15 protein-coding genes are annotated in these 15,527 nt (G+C 61.9%); 9 read left to right on the top strand and 6 right to left on the bottom strand.

Translation table 11 applies throughout. The annotated features are described in order from the left end of the window. Positions 1-20 precede the first annotated feature (20 nt). From FFM53_RS22030 to FFM53_RS22045, 4 genes are all read left to right on the top strand, one after another. Positions 21-947, top strand: coding sequence for an ATP-binding cassette domain-containing protein (locus tag FFM53_RS22030; protein ID WP_138387227.1), 927 nt, complete (start codon positions 21-23; stop codon positions 945-947). Further along, a complete protein-coding gene (gene znuB / locus FFM53_RS22035) occupies positions 940-1,755 on the top strand; it encodes a zinc ABC transporter permease subunit ZnuB (protein WP_138387497.1) in 816 nt (271 codons plus the stop codon). The genes FFM53_RS22030 and znuB overlap by 8 nt, the downstream gene beginning before the upstream one ends. Next, positions 1,752-2,150 (top strand): Fur family transcriptional regulator, encoded by a 399-nt coding sequence (locus FFM53_RS22040; RefSeq protein WP_011652680.1) that lies wholly within the window; start codon positions 1,752-1,754, stop codon positions 2,148-2,150. Before znuB ends, FFM53_RS22040 begins: the two co-directional genes overlap by 4 nt. Positions 2,151-2,417: 267 nt before the next feature. Beyond that, on the top strand, positions 2,418-2,816 hold the full coding sequence (locus FFM53_RS22045; protein WP_138387228.1) for an ester cyclase: 399 nt from the start codon (positions 2,418-2,420) through the stop codon (positions 2,814-2,816). 31 nt (positions 2,817-2,847) lie between these two features. Here the strand turns inward: FFM53_RS22045 and FFM53_RS22050 are convergent, their stop codons facing one another. Next, positions 2,848-3,219 (bottom strand): hypothetical protein, encoded by a 372-nt coding sequence (locus FFM53_RS22050; RefSeq protein WP_138387229.1) that lies wholly within the window; start codon positions 3,217-3,219, stop codon positions 2,848-2,850. Positions 3,220-3,638: 419 nt separating this feature from the next. Here FFM53_RS22050 and FFM53_RS22055 point away from each other — a divergent pair, with 419 nt between their 5' ends. Together FFM53_RS22055 and FFM53_RS22060 are read left to right on the top strand one after the other, a co-directional pair. Then, the gene (locus tag FFM53_RS22055) at positions 3,639-4,040 is read left to right on the top strand and encodes a hypothetical protein (RefSeq protein WP_032992104.1); all 402 of its coding nucleotides are present in this window, start codon (positions 3,639-3,641) and stop codon (positions 4,038-4,040) included. An 89-nt stretch (positions 4,041-4,129) separates the two neighbouring features. Beyond that, positions 4,130-4,837: a methyltransferase family protein gene (locus FFM53_RS22060; protein ID WP_138387231.1), complete on the top strand. Its 708-nt coding sequence runs from the start codon at positions 4,130-4,132 to the stop codon at positions 4,835-4,837. Between the two features lie 40 nt (positions 4,838-4,877). Here the strand turns inward: FFM53_RS22060 and FFM53_RS22065 are convergent, their stop codons facing one another. Continuing rightward, positions 4,878-5,408 carry a gamma carbonic anhydrase family protein gene (locus FFM53_RS22065; RefSeq protein ID WP_138387232.1) on the bottom strand — a complete coding sequence of 177 codons (531 nt, stop codon included), beginning with the start codon at positions 5,406-5,408 and terminating at the stop codon, positions 4,878-4,880. Positions 5,409-5,418: 10 nt separating this feature from the next. After that, positions 5,419-6,114, bottom strand: coding sequence for a fumarylacetoacetate hydrolase family protein (locus tag FFM53_RS22070; RefSeq protein ID WP_138387233.1), 696 nt, complete (start codon positions 6,112-6,114; stop codon positions 5,419-5,421). A 290-nt stretch (positions 6,115-6,404) separates the two neighbouring features. Between FFM53_RS22070 and FFM53_RS22075 the strand changes: the two genes are divergently transcribed. Continuing rightward, a complete protein-coding gene (locus tag FFM53_RS22075; protein ID WP_138387234.1) occupies positions 6,405-7,157 on the top strand; it encodes a nucleotidyltransferase domain-containing protein in 753 nt (250 codons plus the stop codon). Positions 7,158-7,201: 44 nt separating this feature from the next. Further along, positions 7,202-7,738 (top strand): GNAT family N-acetyltransferase, encoded by a 537-nt coding sequence (locus FFM53_RS22080; RefSeq protein WP_138387235.1) that lies wholly within the window; start codon positions 7,202-7,204, stop codon positions 7,736-7,738. Between the two features lie 31 nt (positions 7,739-7,769). On the opposite strand, the gene FFM53_RS22085 is transcribed toward FFM53_RS22080, so the two are convergent. Then, on the bottom strand, positions 7,770-8,663 hold the full coding sequence (locus FFM53_RS22085) for a DMT family transporter (RefSeq protein ID WP_138387236.1): 894 nt from the start codon (positions 8,661-8,663) through the stop codon (positions 7,770-7,772). Positions 8,664-8,825: 162 nt separating this feature from the next. Here FFM53_RS22085 and FFM53_RS22090 point away from each other — a divergent pair, with 162 nt between their 5' ends. Beyond that, complete coding sequence (locus tag FFM53_RS22090) at positions 8,826-9,716, top strand: LysR family transcriptional regulator (protein ID WP_138387237.1); 891 nt, start codon at positions 8,826-8,828, stop codon at positions 9,714-9,716. Positions 9,717-9,772: 56 nt separating this feature from the next. On the opposite strand, the gene FFM53_RS22095 is transcribed toward FFM53_RS22090, so the two are convergent. Further along, positions 9,773-11,743: a CHASE2 domain-containing protein gene (locus FFM53_RS22095; RefSeq protein WP_138387238.1), complete on the bottom strand. Its 1,971-nt coding sequence runs from the start codon at positions 11,741-11,743 to the stop codon at positions 9,773-9,775. Further along, positions 11,743-15,459 carry a FecR domain-containing protein gene (locus FFM53_RS22100; RefSeq protein WP_138387239.1) on the bottom strand — a complete coding sequence of 1,239 codons (3,717 nt, stop codon included), beginning with the start codon at positions 15,457-15,459 and terminating at the stop codon, positions 11,743-11,745. The genes FFM53_RS22095 and FFM53_RS22100 overlap by 1 nt, the downstream gene beginning before the upstream one ends. Positions 15,460-15,527 lie beyond the last annotated feature (68 nt).

The following is a 15,527-nucleotide window of genomic DNA, read 5'->3' on the forward strand; positions in this document are numbered from 1 at the left end:
CAGCACTTTCGGAAAATTTGATGCTCTCTCCCGCAAAGACCCCCGCTGGTATCAGGGCCGAACCGCTGGTTTCGCTTGAAGATGTCGGCATTCTGCGCAACGGTCGCTGGCTGGTGCGAGGTGTCGATTTTTCCGTCTCGCGCGGCGAGATCGTCACGCTGATCGGGCCGAACGGCTCGGGCAAATCGACCAGCGCCAAGGCGGCGATCGGTGTGTTGAAGCCCGACGAGGGCAGGGTGGAGCGCAAAGCCGGCCTCAAGGTCGGCTATGTCCCGCAGAAGCTGTCGATCGACTGGACGCTGCCGCTTTCGGTGCGCCGGCTGATGACGCTGACAGGACCGCTGCCGGAGCGCGATATGCTCTCGGCGCTCGAATCCGCCGGCATTGCCCATATGCTCGATGCCGAGGTCCAGCACCTCTCCGGCGGCGAATTCCAGCGGGCGCTGATGGCCCGGGCGATTGCCCGCAAGCCCGATCTGCTGGTCCTCGACGAGCCGGTGCAAGGGGTCGATTTTTCCGGCGAGATCGCCCTCTACGACCTCATCAAGTCGATCCGCAATGCGACGGGCTGCGGCATCCTGCTAATCTCGCACGACCTGCATGTCGTCATGGCCGAAACCGATACGGTCATCTGCCTTAACGGCCATGTCTGCTGCCGCGGCACGCCTGAATCCGTCAGCCGCAGCCCGGAATATGTGCGCCTGTTCGGCAGCCGGGCGGCGCAGACGCTGGCCGTCTACAGCCATCATCACGATCACACACATCTGCCTGATGGGCGCGTGCAGCATGCCGACGGCACGGTAACCGATCATTGCCACCCCGACGACGGCCATCACGCGCATGAGCATGGGCATGCCGGTCATGAACATGATCACGATCATCCTGACCATGCCCATCCTGATCATGACCATCCGCACGCGCATGAAGCGGGAGAGCGCCATGCTTGACGATTTCTTCGTGCGCGCCATCCTTGCCGGAGTCGGCCTGGCGCTGACGACGGGGCCGCTCGGCTGCTTCATCATCTGGCGGCGCATGGCCTATTTCGGCGATACGATCGCCCATTCGGCGCTGCTCGGCGTCGCACTGTCGCTGCTTTTCGAACTCAACCTGACGCTGGCTGTCTTCGCCGTCGCTGCCCTTGTGTCGGTGCTGCTGCTCTTCCTGCAGAAGCGCCAAGCGCTGTCGGCCGATGCGCTGCTGGGCATCCTCTCGCATGCGACACTGGCGATCGGCCTCGTCATGGTCGCCTTCATGAGCTGGGTGCGGATCGATCTCATCGCCTTCCTGTTCGGCGATATCCTCGCCGTTTCCACCACAGACATCGGATTGATCTGGGGCGGCGGGCTGTTCGTGCTCGTGGCAATGGCCTGGCTCTGGCGGCCACTCTTGGCTGCGACCGTCAATGCCGAACTCGCCGAGGCCGAGGGGCTGAAGCCGGAGCGGGCGCGGCTGTTCTTCATGCTGCTGATGGCCGTCGTCATCGCCATTGCCATGAAGATCGTCGGCATCATGCTGATTACTTCGCTGCTGATCATTCCGGCGGCTGCGGCGCGGCGTTTCTCGCCGACGCCGGAGATCATGGCGGTGCTCGCCTCGCTGATCGGGGCGGCGGCCGTCGTCGGCGGTCTGTTCGGCTCGCTCACCTACGACACGCCCTCGGGCCCCTCGATCGTGGTCGCAGCGCTGATCCTCTTCATTCTCAGCCTGCTTCCCGTCAGGCGCCACCGCGCGGTCATGCAAGGACAAGGCTCATGACGACACCGCAATTGACCAAGAACCAGTCGCTGGTCTTCGACGTGCTCGAAAAGGCCGAAGGGCCGCTCAGCGCCTATACCATCCTCGACAAGCTGCGCGACCACGGTTTTCGCGCGCCGCTGCAGGTCTACCGGGCGCTGGAGAAGCTGCTCGAATATGGCGTGGTGCACCGGCTCGAAAGCATCAACTCCTTTGTCGCCTGCGCCCATCCGGGCGACGACTGCCACAGCCACGGCATCGTCGCCTTCGCGATCTGCGAAAGCTGCGGCCAGGTGACGGAGTTCCACGACCACGAGGTCGACCACCGACTGATGGAATGGGTGCGCGGGCAGAAGTTCAAGCCTGAAAAGACGACGATCGAGATCCGCGGATTGTGCGAGGCCTGCGCGGCGTAAGCTTCCTCGCCTTCGCTAGACGATCGCCTCGCGGACTATTGCGATGGCAGAGCCCGCCGGGTTCCGACGGTATTCACGCGATCACAAAGCGATCGGCTTAGTCCGGCTTAGATTCAGAGCCGCCCTTGCCGGGACCGTCATTGCCGCCCTTGCCGGGCATGCAGGCGAGTTCTCTTGAACTGGAACTCTCGAGGCGGCACGCTCACCGCTGACAAGTGCAGATCCCGGCGCTATCTTTGCCGCAGACCTAAAGCCAGGGACGATCGCGTGACGAAAACCGAACTCGCGGAGATATATCGCGGCTACATCGCCTGCCTGAATAGGCAGGACTGGCCCAATCTCGGGCAGTTCGTCAGCGACGATGCGGTTCATAACGGCCGGCGGCTCGGGCTGCTGGGTTACGTCGCCATGCTCGAGCAGGACTTCGATCAGATTCCCGATCTCTATTTCAAGGTGCTGATGCTGGTCGCCGACCCGCCCCAAGTGGCTTGCCGGTTGGGCTTCGACTGCACGCCGAAGGGAAAATTCCTCGGCCTCGATGTGAACGGCAGGCGCGTTGCCTTCACCGAGAACGTCATCTACGAATTTCGCGACGGAAAGATCGTTGAGGTCTGGTCGGTGATCGATAAGTCGGCGATCGAGTCTCAGCTTGCGGGCTCGAATTGATCGCGCAGACGGCTTCCGGTTTGCGTTTCGATCAGATGATGGCGACGCGCTCGCCGAAGGGCGTATCGTCGTCGAAATTCCGGGTGCCGATCCGATCGCTTTCGCCTGACAAGACCGGCTGTTCCGCCTGTTCGCGGGACTCTTCCCCGTCGTCCGATGCCGCATGCCCGTGACGCTTTTGCGGATGCTCCTCGTCATCGACGATCAGATCCGCGTGCGGGATGAGACCGTTTGCGGCCTCCTTCTCCACGGCCTTCTTCGTTGCCAACTGATCGGCGGTGATCTGCGACTGGCGGGCGGCGACCCAGGCGTTGTCGGGTTCGGAGCCGATCGAGGTGCTGATGCCGACCTTGGTGGGTTCGGACGCGGCGGTGGCGGAGATGGGGCTGATCGCGTCGACCATGAGATTCTCCTGCTGGGACAGGATGATCGGTCTAAACCTGAATCCTGTTCTAAAATAAAGAGTTAGAGCATGATTTCATCCGAAAACCGCTTACACTTTTCGGCATCATGCTCATGGCGACTGGCGAACTAGCCGGCCGTTTCCCGAATTGAAAACGGCGCGGTCTTCGGGCTAATCAGGGAGACATATCGGAGCCTCGTCGAAAAACACAAGGGAACATTGACGTCGACGTCAATGACGAAATCGGTAGCAGGTTGCGGGAAATTCGACGAAGAATTGTGTGCGCAAGGGGGTGCTCGACGCGTGGTTAATGTAAGAATCGGAAACACTTTGTGACTAAGTGTCTCCAAAAGCAGCGTTTTTTGACTTGCTGCGCTCGAAGACATGACGGATATTGTTTAAACGTTGAGGAAGCCGTCATGATTAGAATGATTGAAAACCCTGCCGAACTGGCTGGCGAAGATATCACCGGCAAATATATTCTCCGGAGGCTGAACTATCACTGGTTCGCCTACGGCAAGGCGGCTATCGTGACCGCCTGCAAGGGAACGATCCTGCAGCTTGAGCGGGAAGAGACGGTCTATTCCGAGCGTTGGGGACGTCGCGCCTATACGGGCGCCGGCAGGCGTTATCCCGGCGGTATCTGTCCGATTTCTGCGGTCGCCTGCGTTTGCGATACGCCCGACGACGTCAATGCCGTCATTCAGCTGGATGTCGAAGCGCAGGACGAATTCTATCAGCTGATCGCCAAGGCCGAAGCCAGGGTTCAGGCGCTTGCCTCATCTTCACGAAACAGCCAATTTCTCGAAGCCGCCGAGTAAGGCGATTTTTTCAATGAAATCCGCCATATGCAGCGTCTTTCTGCGCGTCTAAGAGGACGCGCCGCGCTGTCATGGAACGGAGAGCGATCATGACGCAGCGGGACATCCGGCCCGGTCACTCATTCTCCGCGGCGCCATCGCTCGGATCGCTCGCCATCACCATTGCCGTCATGTTTGCCGCGCTGTTCTGGCCGGCCGGTACGCTCGACTGGCTGCGCGGCTGGATTTTTCTCGGCCTGTTTCTCGTGCTGACTGCTGTCGCAATCATCTGGATCTGGCGGACGAAACCGGAGCTGTTTGCGGCGCGCAGCCGATACCAGAAGGGTACCAAATCCTGGGACGCCGTGGTGGCGACGCTGACGATCATTCTCTTTGCCGCCATTCTTCCGGTCGGCGCATTCGACGACGGACGTTTCCACTGGGCGCCGCAGCCCGATTGGGTCGTGTTTATCGGCTATCTCCTGATGGTATCAGGTTATCTCGGCCTGACCTGGGCGCAATCGGTCAACCGGCATTTCGAGCCGACGGTGCGCATTCAGACCGACCGCGACCATAAGGTGATCGACACCGGACCCTACGCCGTAATCCGCCATCCCGGATACGCAACCGCCATCGTGCTCAGCGCCGGCATGGCGCTGTCGCTTGGATCGCTCTACGCGCTGATCCCCGCCGGCCTGCTCGTCATCGTCCTCTTCGGCCGCACGCTCGGCGAGGAAGCCGAACTGCGGAGAGGACTTGAGGGCTACGCGGACTATATGGCGCGTGTGCGCTGGCGGTGGATTCCGGGAGTCTGGTGAGCGGAGAGGGTGCTTCGCCACCCGCCGCCGCGTTACTCAATCACCCGATCTGCCTGAGATCCCTGGCGAAGCGTTGCCAGTTGGCGATGTAGCTTTCGGCCGAGCGACGGATGGCCGCGACTGCCGCATCGTCGAGCGTGCGCACGACGCGGGCCGGTGCGCCGACGATCAGGGAGTTGTCGGGGAATTCCTTGCCTTCGGTCACCAGCGCATTGGCGCCGACAAGGCAGTTGTTGCCGATCTTCGCACCATTCAGGATGGTGGCGCCCATGCCGATCAGCGTGTTGTTGCCGATGGTGCAGCCGTGAAGGATGGCATGGTGGCCGATGGTGCAGCCTTTGCCGATCGTCAGCGGGAAGCCCATGTCCGTATGGGCCATCACGCCTTCCTGGATATTGGTGCCTTTGCCGACGTCGATCGGCTCGTTGTCGCCGCGCAGCACGGCGCCGAACCAGATGCCGACATTCTCGCCGAGTTCGATCTGGCCGATGATGTTGGCATCCGGGGCGATCCAATAGAGGCCGGCGGCGGGCAGTTTCGGCGTCGATCCGCCAAGCGCGTAGACGGGCATGGCTTCCTCCTCAGACGACCTCGACCGATAGGGTGGCGACGCCGTCGAGGCCGCAATCGATGCGATCGCCCCTGGCCACCGCGCCGACGCCGGCGGGTGTGCCGGTCATGATGATATCGCCGGCTGCGAGAGTGAAGAGCTTCGATAGTTCGGCGATGATCTCCGGCACCTTCCATATCATCTGGTTGAGATCGCCGTCCTGCACACGCTTGCCGTTCTGTTCCAGCCAGATCTTGCCTTCAGCGGGGTGGCCGAGGCGGCTTGCCGGAACGATCGGCGAGATAGGGGCGGAATGTTCGAAGGCCTTGCCGATCTCCCAGGGACGACCAAGCTTCTTTGCCTCGCCCTGGAGGTCGCGGCGGGTGAAATCGATGCCGACGGCATAGCCGTAGACGCAGTCGAGCGCGTCCGCGGCCTCGATGTTTGCGCCGCCCGATTTCAATGCCAGCACGCATTCGACCTCGTAATGCACGTCGTTCGACAGCGACGGATAGGGAAAGGCCTTTCCCGCCGGCAGCAGGTTGTCGGCATTCTTCTGGAAGAAGAAGGGCGGTTCGCGGCTGGGATCATGGCCCATCTCGATCGCATGGTCGGCATAGTTGCGCCCGACGCAATAAACGCGGCGCACCGGAAAACGCTCGGCGCTGCTTTCGACCGGCAACAACACCGGTTGCGGAAGCGGGATGACGGTGGCGGGATCGGACATTGGCGGGCTCTTCCTGTTTCGAGTCTTGCTTTGCGGGTCATCTTAGACGGAAATCGCCGCGCCGGGGAAGCGTCCTTGGCCGGCGGCCGGCGCATTGACGCTATCACTATCCAGCGGTATCGTTGCCGCCATGAGCAGGACTTTTGCAGTTTCGACGACGTCTACGACCACCGCGCCGCGGTGGGTGGTAAACGCGTGAACTGAATTCCGTTCATTGCTTCTAAGACCAACCCGCCGGAAACGAGCGGGTTTTTTGTTCCCGCTCGCCTCCCGTATTCGAGGACGAGATCGTGGACGATATCCAGAAACATGTTCTTGCGGAGCGGGCGCTGGCCGTCGCCCGCCACTGCATCGCCAGCCGCTATGCCGGGGCCGCATTCGCCTATGTCGCCGGCTCCATCATGCGCGGCGAAGGCACCGCCTTTTCGGATATCGATTTGGTCGTGGTGTTCCCGTCGCTCCAAAGAGCCTGGCGGGAGTCGTTCAGTGCGGATGGGTTTCCGGTCGAGGCCTTCGTCCACGATCCGCAGACGCTGGCGCATTACCTCCATCAGGACGCAGATAGCGGCTATCCCATCATGGCCAACATGGTCGCGACAGGCTGTATAGTCGGATCGGATATCGACAGCGCGCGCGTCATCCAGGCAAAGGCGGCAAGTATGCTGGCGGCAGGACCGAAACCTCTTGCCGGGGCAGACTACGACATGCTGCGCTACCAGGTCACCGATCTGGCCGACGATCTGCGCGGAACGCGCCCGCCCGAAGAGATTGCCGCCATCGCCGCGCTGCTCTATCAGAAGCTCGCCGACCTGATGCTCCTCGGACGTGGCGCGTGGGCTGGCCGGGGAAAGTGGGCGCCGCGTCTGATGAGAGAGCTCGACGCGCAATTGGCGGCCGAATTCGACGCAGCGTTCAGGCTGGCGGCAGCGGGCGATGGCGCCCGATTTCTGGCTTTGGCCGATCGGGAGCTTGCCTTGCATGGCGGCCGCTATTTCGAGGGATTCAGGCAGGACGCGCCGCTGGAAGCGCGCCGCCTGGAATAATTTGGTATCAGTCACATTGCTGCGTTTTGAGAATTGGATGGAAGATGCTTCAGAACGAATTCAAAGGTGCCTTGCAGTCTGCAGTGAGGCGTACCGCCAGATTGCGCCTCAGAATTCCCGTGGAAGGGGATATCGATTTCCTGACCCGACTTTTTTCGCGGCCGGAATTGGTCGCACACCGACCGGTGCCCCGGCCGGACTCGCCGGCGGAAAGTGCCATGCGGCTTGCTCGCGACATCGGGCATTGGAAAGACCACGGGTTCGGGCGTTGGGCAGTTGAGGCGAACGGTGCGCTGATAGGGTTCGGCGGTGTGACCGTTTCCAAGGAATTCGACGGCCTCAACGTTTCATATCATCTGCAACCTGAAAGCTGGGAGCATGGCTGTGCGACGGAATTGGTCAGGGAATCCCTGATATTTGCTTTCAATGACCTGCAGGCGGACCGCGTGATCGGACTGGTTCGCACCGCCAACGCCGCTTCGAAACGCGTTCTCGAAAAATTTGGCTTCATCTTCGAGCGCGAGGTGATGTCGCACGGGGCGCCGACCAACATGTACGCCACCGGCAGTTTCCGGACTTAAGTGGCAACGACGATCGCATCCGCACAAGCGTTCACGCTCGCGAGGTCATCCAGACGCCCACCAGTGTCACCGCCAGCCCGATGAACATGGTTGCAGTCAGCGGTTCGGAAAACAGGGCCCAGGCCCATAACATGGTGACCGGCGGGCTGAGGTAGATCGCGGCGCTGACTTGCGCCACGGGGAACAGTCGAAGACTGGTGTAGTAGACCGAATAGGCGGTAAAGGTCGCAATCAGCACGAGCCATGTCATGCCGATGGCGAAATCGACGGTCATCGGCGGGATCATGTTGCCCTGCATGAAGGCGCAGAACGAAAACAAGGCCGAGCCGGTCAGGGTCTGGATGCAAAGGCTCTGGTGGACAGGCATATGCTCCGTGCGTCGCCGTCTATAGAGAACGGAGGCGAGGGCGAAAACCAGCATCGAGCCGGCCGTCAGCCCGTAGGCCCAGAGCGGGGCCTCGCCGAAACTCAGGCTTTCGAGCGAAACGAGCAATACGCCTGCCACCGCGATTGCCGTTCCCAGCCATTGTCGCAATGTCAGCCGTTCGCCCAGGAGGGGTTGCGACAGGCACGCAATCGCCAGCGGCAAGAGGTCGGAAATCAGTGCGACCAGCCCCGTCGGCACGCGCTGCTCGATGGCGAGAGCGAATCCGCCGAGATAGAGGAAGACTGACATCACGCCGAACAGCATCTGGCCCAGCACACTGCGCAGATGCATCCGCGGCCCGATGGTCAGCGCGAAGGGCAGCAGTATCGTTCCCGATAGAAGGGTGCGCCAGAACAAGACCAGGATGACGCTCGTCTCCTCGCTGGCGTAGCGAATGCCGACGAAACCGGAACTCCAGCTGATCACCAGAAGCGTCGCCAGCACAGGCCATAGGAAGCGGTGATGCGGCGCAGGCCGAGCGATAGCTTCATCCGTCATGGAATGCTCATTTTGATTTCGTTCTGCTCAGCCATAGGCCAAAGGAATCAACATCGCACATGACAAATTTCGATGAGGACATGACAGGATGATTGACTTATCGATGATGGCTTGCCAGCGTCACCATAAGCTGTGCAACATAATCAGCGGAGAGTGCCTGCCTTGACCGAACTCAACAGCCGACGATTGGAAATAGACGCGCTGCGGGTCCTGTGGTCCGTTCGCCGTCATGGCGGCATCACTCGCGCTGCCGAGGCGCTGGGTCTGTCGCAATCGGCCGTCAGCCACAAGATCAAGCGGCTTGAAGTCAGCCTCGATTGTGATCTTCTCAGCCGCAAACCGGGAGCGCCTGTGTTCACAGCCGCCGGCGAGGATTTGCTGGTTTACGCCGAACGCATTCTCGGTCTTCATGACGAAGCGCTTCTCAGCCTGACGAAAACGCCGCTCGCAGGACGCATCGCCCTCGGGCTGACCGAGGACACGACGTGTACCGATCTCGCCCGCATATTGGGCCGGTTTCGCCGCCTCCATCCTGATGTCGCCGTGCGGACCAAGGTCAGGATGAGTTTGGTTCTACGGGCGATGCTGGAGCAAGGAGAGCTCGACGCTGCGATCGTGCAGATCTTTGCCCATGAGGTTCGTCCGACCGATATCGTGCTTTTCCGGGAGCAGCTCTACTGGGTGAAACATTCCGACCTGGCTCTGCCATCGAGTGGTCCGATTCCATTCCTGTCTTTCGACAACGAATGCTTCTATCGCCAATGGGCCCTCGATATCGGCCAGGATGACAACACGCTTCTCGAGACGGTGTTTGAGTGCGCCAGCGCCGCGGGAATCGTCTCGGCAGTCACCTCAGCCCTGGGTGTGGCGCTTCTGAACGGGCGCCACCTGCGCCCCGCGATGGATATCATCACCAACCGGCTGCCCACGCCTCCCGCCCTGGCCTATGTGGTGCGTCGGGCCCGTAAGGCGCGAAATCCTGCGCTCGATACGCTGGTCGCCGAAATCGAAAATGAAGTCAGTCGTTACGGCGGCCTGACCTTGGCGAGCTGATTTGCCGCCATTAGGACGGAGAGCTGCCGGTGGCATTCGCCCCCCGAAAGTGATGGTCATTCCTCACCGGATCCGGCCAACGCATCCCGCATGATCGCGTAATAGCCGGAAAGCCCTGGGATATCGGCGGCCAGCCTGTCGAAGGCGGGATCGGATGGCGCAAGCGTGCCGGCGTATTTCGCCTCGAGGAAGGCCCGATGGGCGGCAAGGGCTTTGGCCTCGGCATCATGCACGACGGTATAGACAGGCGAGGGCACGGTGCGGCCCTTGACGATGATGCGGTCGAGCTCGACGACGATATAGGTGCCGGCGACCAGCCTTGCTGTCTCCTCGCCGAGCAGCAGCGCCACGCCATAATTCTTCGAGGCGCCTTCGAGGCGCGAGGCGAGGTTGACGCTGTCGCCGAGGCAGGAATAGTCGAAGCGGCGGGTCGAGCCCATATTGCCGACGATGCATTCGCCGGTGTTGATGCCGACGCCCATCTTCAACACATGCGGCCTGCCGCCGCGCATCGCCGCCTCTCGCGCCAGCTCGCGGTTGAGGCTCGATATCGCCGCCTGCATGGCAAGAGAGGCTTTGACGGCGTGCAGGGCATGATCGGGATCGTCGAGCGGCGCGTTCCAGAAGGCCATGATGCAATCGCCCATATATTTGTCGATCGTCCCGCCATGGTCCATCACCACGTCGGAAAGCGGCGTCAGCAAGCGGTTGATCAGGCCGGTCAGCTGCTCTGGGTCGTCCTTCAGCGTCTCGGCAATGGTGGTGAAGCCGCGTACGTCTGAGAAAAGCACCGAGAGGGTGCGCCGCTCGCCGCCGAGCTTCAGTTGCGAGGGATCGCTCGACAGGCGCTTGACGAGATCGGGCGAGATATATTGGGCAAAGGCGCGGGTGATTTGGCGCTTGTTGCGGCGCTCCTCGGCAAAATCGAAGGCGGCCTGGCCGAAGACGACAGAGATATAGGCGACCGTCGGGCCAAGCGGCGAGACGAAGATATGGGCTAGCCGCATACCGGCGGCACTGACGGCGGCGAAGGCAAGGAGGGCCGCCGCGCTGGTCACGATCGTCAGCCATCCCGTCGAGCGCCAGACGGTGGTGGCTGCCAGCAGCACCGATATCAGGATGCAGGCAGCGACCGTCGGCAGCCGGGCTTCCGCGATCGACAGGCCGCTGCGGATATTATCGTAGATCGTCGCCTGGATCTCGACGCCGGAGACGAGCTTGCCGGTATGAACGGTGTAGGGCGTCGCAAAGGCATCGACGCCACCCTTGTCGATCGCTGGCGCATTCTGCAGGCTGAGGCCGACCAGCACGACACGGTCCTTGAAATAATCCGGCGGCAGCAGGTTCTTCGGGTCGAGCGCCTGGTAGTAGGAGACGGTGGGATAGCTGCGGGCCGGGCCGAAGGACTGGATGAGCCGGCCGGCGGGCAAAGTCTCGGGGGCCACGCCGGCGACCTTGGCCAGCATGGCGGCAAAGCCGTCCTCATAGCCCGGAATGCGCCGGAAGGTGCCGTCGCCGCTGAGTTCGACGGAGGCGATGCCAGTCACGGCACCTGCCTCGGTCAGCTGCGGCAGCGGTGTCGCACGGATCAGTTGCGAGGCCTGCGGCGTCTCGATCAACGTCTCGTCGCCGGCAAGGATGACATCCGGGCCGACAGCGCCGGTGATCGCGTTGTCGTTCTCCGGGGTCGACGGTTCGGCCAGGATGATGTCGAGGCCAATGACGCGGGCGCCGGCGGCGCGGAGCTGGGTGACGAGCTGGGCATGCAGGCTGCGCGGCCAGGGCCACTGCGCGTTGATATCGGCAAGCGAGGGTTCGTCGATCGCGACGATGACGGGTCCGCCGGGTGACGGACGGGGATCGTCGACGGTCGAGAGATAGTCGAAGCTTCTGAGCTCCAGCAGTGACCAGGCGGGCAGGCGCGACAGCAGCGAGATGGCGATCAGCGTCGTCAGCGACAGGACCAGGAGCCTGAGATGGCGGCTCCTGATCTGCCTGGCCTGCAGAGGCTTGTCCCGCACCCGCATCAGAAGCGGACTTTGAGCGTGCCCTTGAAGGCGCGGCCCCAGCCGGGCACACCAGGGGTGATCTCGAAGTCCTCGTCGAGCAGGTTATAGGCGGCCGCCTCCAGCTCGATGCGCTTGTCGAACGGCTCCCAGACCAGATGGGCGTCGAGGCTCCAGTAGTCGTCGAGCTTGGTGCCAAACCGATCGCCGTCGCGCTCGCCGATATAGTTGGCGGCAACCGTTGCCTTGACCTTGGCTTCGTTGACCCAAGTCAGCGCAATCTGGCCCGAGTTCTGCGGTATGAAGGGAAGAGGGCCACCGTAGATCGGCTCAAGCGGATCCCGGTTTTCCGAATCCATATAGGCGTAGGTAGCCGAAAGGCCGAAACCACGGCCGAGCGCGACGTTTGCTGTGACGGCAGCGCGATCGATGCTGCCGCGCGAGATCGGCAGGCTCGTATCCGACGGAAGCGAGATCATCGGAAAATCGATCGAGAAATCATGCAGTTCCTGGTGCTGATACTCGACCGAGGTGAAGAATCGATCGGTCCATTCGGCATCCCACTGCAGGGCGACCGTATCCGTGTAACCTCGCGGATTGGTGGAAAACTGGTTGGTTTGCAGCCCGAGGACGCCGATGGGGGCAAGGGTCGGAATCCCAATATCAAAGCTTTGACGCATGAAGGCAGCACGCAGCCAGTGGTTTTGAACCGGCGCCCAGGCGAGGCCGAAGCGCGGCTCCAGCCGGCTGATATCGATGCCGTCGCCCTCCAGGCGCGTGGCGAACAAGGCGTATTCGCCCTTGAGGTCCGGCGTGATCTCATGCAGCACATCGATATAGCCGCGGCCGATATCGATGGTGTTCTCGGTGCGATCGGTAGGAGCTGTCAAGCCTAGGAGCGTCGCATCGACGGTGCTGCTGGCATCCATCCAGCCGCCTTCGATGCCGTAGCGAAATGTCAACGGTCCGGTACCTATGGAATGGCTCAAAGCGCCGATGTAGGTTTGGGATTCGGTCTCCTGAGTGACGTTGGTAAAGGGTATGATGAAGGGAACCCCTCTGCCGATAAACACTGGGTCCAGGTCGACATCAAGCGCGCTGTTCGTATTCGATTTGCTTCCTGAATAAAGCAGCGCTCCATTCAACACGTTTTCATAGGCAAACGTGTGGCTCCAGCCGATGCCGGCATATGTGCTTTCTCGTACAGTCTCCTCTGTTGTGTAGAGAGGCAGCGGGATAGGCACACGGAACAGGAGTTCCATGAACCCGGTGTTTGACGATAACGCGTTTAGAGTTCCGTCATTCTTCCCGTGGTTGACGAAGGCTACCACGCGATCATCTGGCGTGACCGTTGCCGTCAGATAACCGTTGGCACTCAGCAGCTTGTTATCCGTCTGGACACCGCCGAAATCCCGATAGTCGCGGTCGAGCGCCAGCTCTTCCCAGGTCAGGTTGCCATAGAAGCTGATCGGAATGGTCTCGTTCGAATAGCCTTGGATATCGGCTTCGCCGATGCGCCTCGTATGGCCGTCGACGCTGTTGATGCCGCCGCCGAGCGAGCCTTCGATGAAGGGCACATCGAACAGCGTTACCGAGCGCGAGCGGCCGGAAAGCATGTGCGGCGAAAGCAACAGGCCCTGGATGAAGGATGAGTAGCTCGACGCGTTGCCGCGGTTTTGGATGATATTGTCGTCGCTGAAGCTGGTCGCGTTGACGAAAGGAAAGATGCTGCCCTTGATCGACTGATCGATATAACCGGTGCCGTTGAAAGGATCGAAGACGGCATCGCCGTAATAGCGGCCCCAGGCATCCAATCCTTGCAGGCGGAAGGCGTCGTTCAGAGTCGAACCGGCGCTCGCATTGGCGCCGAGGCCGCTGTAATCGCCGCCGCGGGCGCGCGAGCGGCGCAGGAATTCCTGCGCGTTGCGGATCGCGCCATCTGCATCATAGTCGTCGATATCGATAGCGGTGCGGAAGGACGAGATGACCGGATCGTCATCGTCGAGGCGGTTGGCGTTGTCGAGCGCCTGTTCGGAGGGAAGCCGGTCGCCTTTTTCGTAATGGGCGGCTGCGAGCATGAACTGCGACTGCGAATGCGCGGGATTGGCGGTGCTGGCGGCAAGCAGATCTTGCAGCGCCTTGTCGCGCTCGCCGGACTGCAGGTAGTAGCGTCCGCGGGCAAGCAGGGCATGATCGAAGGACGGATCAAGCGCGATCGCGGTGTCGATTTCGCGCTTGGCTTCCTTCATGCGCGCCTGATCGAGATAGAGGATCGCAAGGTTGGCGTGCAGCAGCGGGTCCTGCGGATCGAGCTCGATCGCCTTCTTGAAGGCCTTTTCCGCTTCGCCATTGGCATCGCGCGAGCTTTGCAGCAGGCCGAGAGAATTCAGCGTGCCTGATGCGCCGGGGGCAAGCGCGATGGCGCGGTTCAGGTCCGCGAGCGCGCCGTTGATATCGCTTTCATAACTTGCCTTGTAGCCTGCACGGGCGGAGAGCGCCATCGGATGATCAGGGTCGAGCGACAGCGAGCGTTCTATCGCTTCCTTCATCTGCTCACGGTCGTCGGTGAGCTCCGCCAACTGGGCGCGGACCGCCGGCAGGGTCGGATCATCGGGATAGCGCTGCTCCGCTTTCTTGATGATCTCGAGCGCTGCGCGCGGGTTTTTTAGAAAGCCTGTCGTATAGGCCTCCATGATCGCGCCATAGGGGCCGGTGGTGTTGGCCGGCGGCTGTTCGGCATGGGCGGGGTCGGCCAGCGAACGGGCGAAATAGCCGCCATATTGGGCCATGTTGCGGCGTGTCGGGTCGAGATGCGGCAGGGCCTTCTGGAAGAGCTTGGCGGCATCGCCATAACGCTTTTCCGAGCCGGCGATGGTGGCGTCGATCAAATTGACGCGCGCCTGCTGGGCTGCCGTCAGTTTGCGGCCGCGGATATTCTTCAGCGTTGCGGTTGCAGCCTGGCGTCCATCGAAGGCGCTCTGCACTTCGGCAAGTTCCAGCCAGTCTTCGGTCGTGCGGCGCTCCGGCGGCAGGGCCAGCAGGCGATGGCGTTCGGTCGCCATGCGGTCGGCCCGTAGCGGCGAAGTCGGCATCAGGTCGAAGCCGTCGCGCAGGTCCAGATAGAAGAGCATCTGTTCGCGGTCGTCAGGATTGACGCTGATGATCTTGCTCGGCGCCTGGCCAATGGTCGCCACAGCCCCTTCGCCCTCGTTCACCTCGACGCTGCCCTGCGGGTTGCTGAGCGCCACGCGGCCTTCGAGCACAATCATCGAAGTCTTGTTGCCCTCGACCGTCATGGTCCAGTCGGTGCCGCGGATGGCGGCTGCGGCCGCAGGCGTTTCCACCGTCAGGCCCCGGCCGCCGCGCTCGGCGCGCGCCCAGATCGTTCCCGATTGCAGCTCCAGCGTCGTGTCGCCGCTCGCAGCCATCTTCTTGACCTGCAGCGAGGAATTGCGGCCAAGGCGAACCTGGGTGTGATCGGAAAAGACGATGGCGAGCTGGCCGTTGGCGTTGGTGCGCAACACGTCGCCGGTCAGGAGATCCTGATTGATGTCGACGACGCGCCAGTTCGACACGTCGATGAAGCGGACTTCCTCGCCGGTCTTGCGGGCGATGACGGAACCGGCGACCGGTGTTGCACGCTGCACCGGGTCGGCCATTGCCGACGGCGCGAAACCGGGCAAAGCAAGCGCCAGCGCCATGCCGGCGCGACAGATGTTACTGGAATAACTCCGCATGTCCTCGACCCCATACCCCACTTCCCCTTTGTCCGTGTAGAGTGGAAAAGTCAAGCGCGTTGCACACG

Origin of the sequence: Rhizobium indicum (assembly GCF_005862305.2) — a bacterium.
In the GTDB taxonomy this organism is placed as follows: Bacteria; Pseudomonadota; Alphaproteobacteria; order Rhizobiales; family Rhizobiaceae; genus Rhizobium; species Rhizobium indicum.